At 50.4% G+C, this 4,550-nt stretch carries 5 protein-coding genes; 4 read left to right on the forward strand and 1 reads right to left on the reverse strand.

Annotated elements, in window-relative coordinates:
• From glgX to ACTIE6_RS18570, 4 genes are all read left to right on the forward strand, one after another.
• Positions 1-1,964 (forward strand): glycogen debranching protein GlgX (gene glgX, locus ACTIE6_RS18555; protein ID WP_439558063.1); only part of this gene is annotated, 1,964 nt, incomplete at its 5' end.
• 20 nt (positions 1,965-1,984) lie between these two features.
• Positions 1,985-2,701, forward strand: a complete 717-nt coding sequence (locus ACTIE6_RS18560; protein WP_439558064.1) for a DUF421 domain-containing protein — start codon at positions 1,985-1,987, stop codon at positions 2,699-2,701.
• Positions 2,698-3,384, forward strand: a complete 687-nt coding sequence (locus ACTIE6_RS18565; protein ID WP_439558065.1) for a DUF421 domain-containing protein — start codon at positions 2,698-2,700, stop codon at positions 3,382-3,384. The genes ACTIE6_RS18560 and ACTIE6_RS18565 overlap by 4 nt, the downstream gene beginning before the upstream one ends.
• Positions 3,385-3,461: 77 nt before the next feature.
• Positions 3,462-3,857, forward strand: coding sequence for a response regulator (locus ACTIE6_RS18570; protein WP_439558066.1), 396 nt, complete (start codon positions 3,462-3,464; stop codon positions 3,855-3,857).
• Between the two features lie 18 nt (positions 3,858-3,875).
• Here the strand turns inward: ACTIE6_RS18570 and ACTIE6_RS18575 are convergent, their stop codons facing one another.
• Positions 3,876-4,406, reverse strand: coding sequence for a YciE/YciF ferroxidase family protein (locus ACTIE6_RS18575; protein ID WP_439558067.1), 531 nt, complete (start codon positions 4,404-4,406; stop codon positions 3,876-3,878).
• Positions 4,407-4,550 lie beyond the last annotated feature (144 nt).

Genomic DNA, 4,550 nt, shown 5'->3' on the forward strand with positions numbered 1-4,550 from the left:
GGCACGTTTACGTACCAGGGTTGCAGCCAGGCCAGCTTTACGGCTACCGCGTGCACGGCCGCTTTGAGCCGAAAAACGGGCACCGGTTTAATCCCAACAAGCTGCTTGTGGATCCTTACAGCCGCGCGCTGGCTGGTGAGCTGAAATGGAATGAGGCGCTGTTTAGTTACAAGATTGGTGATAAAAAGAAAGACCTGAGTTTCAGCGAAAGCGACAGTGCCCCGTACATTCCCAAGTCGGTGGTTGTCGATTGTCATTTTGACTGGGAAGATGATAAACGTCCCGATATCCCTTATCATGATTCGATTATTTACGAAGCACATGTAAAAGGGCTCACATTTACACACCCAGACATTCCCGAAGAAATCCGGGGTACCTATGCCGGAGTAGCACATCCGGTGACAATCGAATACCTGAAATCACTGGGCATTACCGCCATTGAGCTGATGCCCGTGCACCAGTTTGTAGCAGACCAGCACCTGCTTGAAAAGGGACTTACCAATTATTGGGGTTACAATACGCTTGGCTTCTTTGCGCCGGATTCACGTTACAGCAGCAGCGGCAAGAATGGCGAACAGGTTTCGGAGTTCAAGAATATGGTCAAAGAACTGCACAAGGCAGGCATCGAAGTGATCCTTGATGTAGTATACAACCATACCTCGGAAGGAAACCACATGGGCCCTACCCTTTGCTTCAAGGGATTTGATAATGCATCGTACTACCGCCTCACTCCTGAAGACCAGCGCTACTATATGGACTACACGGGTACCGGCAACACATTGAATGTGCAATTGCCGAACGTGCTCGCATTGATCATGGACAGTCTGCGCTACTGGATCACGGAAATGCACGTGGACGGATTCCGGTTTGACCTGGCGTCTACACTCGCACGTACCCTGCACGAGACAGACAACCTGGGTTCTTTCTTTAACATCATTCACCAGGACCCGGTTATCTCCCGCGTCAAGCTGATTGCAGAGCCCTGGGATATAGGTGATTCGGGTTATATGGTGGGTAAATTCCCTCCCGGCTGGGCAGAATGGAATGATATATTCCGCGATGAGATCCGCGACTTCTGGCGGGGTGAAGCGATACCGCTCAGCGCATTCGCCGACCGCTTCACCGGTAGCCCCGATCTGTATCGCGGCGACTACCGCAGGCCCACAGCCAGCATCAACTTCGTCACCGCACACGATGGTTTTACATTGCACGACCTGGTTTCTTATAATAAGAAACACAATGAAGCGAACGGAGAAGACAACAAGGACGGATCCGACGATAACAGGTCGTGGAACTGCGGTGTAGAGGGAGAAACGGACGACGAAAGCATCATTCAGCTCAGAAACAAGCAGAAGCGAAACTTCCTGGCGACCATGATCCTCTCCCAGGGCGTTCCGATGATTGTGGCCGGGGACGAGCTGGGGCGCAGCCAGGGTGGTAACAACAACAGCTACTGCCACGACGACGAGATCTCCTGGATACTTTGGGACAAAGCAGACCAAAAGCTTCTTGACTTCACCAGGTCACCGATACGCTTCTGCAAGGACCACCCTTCCTTCCGGCGCCGCCGCTGGTTTCAGGGCTTGCCGGTCCACGACTCCGAAATGAAGGATATTATGTGGATGCTCCCGGACGGCAGTCAGGTTTCCGATGATCAATGGGAAACAATGGACGCAGGCGCTTTCGGAGTATACCTGAATGGAAATGGTATCCGCTGCGTGGATATGAACAATGACCGGATTGTAGACGATACTTTCTTCCTCATTTTCAACTGCACGCCGGAAGCGGTGGATTTCGTACTTCCGTCTGATGACTGCGGCGATGAATGGCGCATTATCATTGATACCGACGCGGGAATGATCGCAGAGTCAGGCGATGATTTCAAGCCGGGTGAAGTACTTACCATTCCTGACCGGAGCGTGATGGTATTGAAATGTCCGAATGAAAAATCTGCCAGCGTATAGAATAACCCAGCGGAACGGACATGAAAAAAGATGAGATACAACCCTGGGACTGGCCGAGGATTTTATTCGGCCAGGCTCCCCCTGAATTCCTGATTGAGGTATTTCTTCGTACTTCCCTCGTTTTCCTTGCTCTGCTTGTTATAGTAAGGTTAATGGGGAAAAGAATGGGCGGGCAGCTGACGATCTCTGAAATGGCGGTGATGATCACCCTCGGTGCGATTGTATCGCCGGCTATGCAGATACCGCAGCTGGGATTGTTACTAGGCATTATGATCCTCGTTTGCGCCCTGATCTTTCAGCGCGGCCTTAACCTGGCCGAGTTTAAGAGCCGCAAGTTTGAGCGTGCGACCCAGGGACGTGCCGAAATGGTGGTAAAAAATGGCGTGATCCAGCTGGAACAAATGGGTAAATCAAAGGTATCTCGGCAGCAGCTGTTTTCAGCATTGCGGACTAAGGATGTACTCAATCTGGGAGATGTAGGACGCGTTTACCTGGAAGCTTGCGGTGTTTTCAGCATTTACAGGAGAGACGAACCACAGCCTGGTTTGCAGATTTTCCCACCGAATGATGAAGCAATCGCCGGTTTCTACCAGGAACCTGTAAACGGCGCGACTGTCTGTTCGAAATGCGGAAAAGTGATTTACGACGCGAGCAATGAGCAGTCCTGCAAGGTATGTGGCTCCAATGATTGGTTACCGGCAACAATTTCCATTAAATCTCAGCTCGTAACTTCATGAAACCCGAAGATATCAAAATTACAGATTGGCAGCGGATCTTCATCGGCGACGTACCGGGCGGTTTTTACCTGGAAGTAGTATTGCGGATCGCCGTGATCTACCTCATTCTCATGGTATCTATGCGACTGATGGGAAAGAGAATGGCGTCGCAGCTGAGCCGAAGTGAAATGATCGCGATGGTCTCGCTGGCGGCCGCGATCGGGGTACCGCTCCAATCTCCTGACCGCGGTATTCTCGCCGCAGTGGTGATAGCAGCCATCGTAGTTTCCATTCAGCAACTGATCGCGGGACTTTCCACGAGAAACCAGAAACTGGAGAATGTGATGCAGGGAAACATCACGCCGATTGTTGAAGACAGTTGCCTCAACCTCAAAATGATGCAAAAAACGGGTATAACCCGGGAGCGGGCATTTGCGCAGCTTCGTGGAAACAGTATCAGGCATTTGGGCGAGGTAAAAAGGCTCTACTTCGAAGCAGGCGGCTCTTTTACACTGATCAAAAACTATGAGGTAGTAGCCGGTCTGCCCATTCTGCCGATTTGGGATAAAGAGTACCAGAGTGAGATCAGCGAGACCACTGATGAACAGGTGTGTGACCAGTGCGGGAATAAAGCAATGGGAAATTCTGGTAATGAAAAATGCAATAACTGCGGCAATGAACGTTTTATCGCCGCCGTAAAATAGTGTCGACGTGGTTGATCCCGGACGACGGCTTTGGCAGCGAATTACAAAAGCCTTGCTTTGATAAACTAATAAGAGATATGGAAACAGTAACCAACTCAGAAAACCGCCGGATACTGGTGGTAGATGACAACCGCGACGCCGCGGACACCCTGGCGATGCTGCTCAAGCTGACCGGCTATGAGACAAAAGCCTGTTACAGCGGCCGCGAGGGGATTACTGCTGCTGAATCATATAATCCCCTGGCAATTGTGATGGATATCGGAATGCCGGGTATGACGGGGCATGAAGCCTGTCGCCTCATTCGCGATACTAACTGGGGCCAATCTCCGCTTATCATCGCTGTTACTGGCTACGGAGCTGATGAAGACCTTCGGGAAAGTACGGAGTCATGTTTTGATGCGCATTTACTCAAACCCGTCGACCTGCCTGAATTGTCGAGAATACTGAAAGAAAAACAAAGCAGCCTAGCCTGATCTCAGGCCAGGCTGCCATCATGCAGACAAACGATACGCTTGCCTGGATGCTGCTTCCTGGTAAATAAAACGCTCCGACAGCTCGCGTAAAAACAGGTCTGTACCTGCATCCTCAATAATGTTTGCTTCCAGCACTTTTTCCAGCTCCTTGTCGCCGAGTACCTGCGCAATCGTGATCAGATTTTCATAGCTGGCTACCTTGTATTGTCCGGCTTTCTGAGCGGCAATTATCAATGTAAAATCGCCCATTCCTGCGCCTTCGCTGTTTTTATTCACAGTGGCTTCTACACTCTGGAGCAGTTTGCCGATAGCAGCTGATTCAATGCCCGAAGCTGGTTCGCCCAGCACGTCAAACAAATGCCTGATCCTGTCAATATGTGCGGAAGCATGCACCCTGCTCTGCGCCAATGTTCTTGAAAAATCCTGTGACTGCGCAACTCCCTGCATCATTCTCAGCATACCCCACATCTTTTGTTCTACCCAAAGCATCTCCCTCAGTTCTGAAAGAAAAAGCTCGTAGAAGCGCGATTTCTTGATTGTAATTTCCATCTGGTTTTTTGTTGACGATAAACCGCCCTGCCCGACCGATACCAGCTCTTTTTTTACTAAATATCAATGGAAAAGCAAAGCGGATGAAGTGTAATTGACACGCTATGAAGTGACTCCTAGCTATAAAAAGCATTCCAGCAAACA

Origin of the sequence: Dyadobacter sp. (genome assembly GCF_051859145.1) — a bacterium.
Classification (GTDB): Bacteria; Bacteroidota; Bacteroidia; order Cytophagales; family Spirosomataceae; genus Dyadobacter.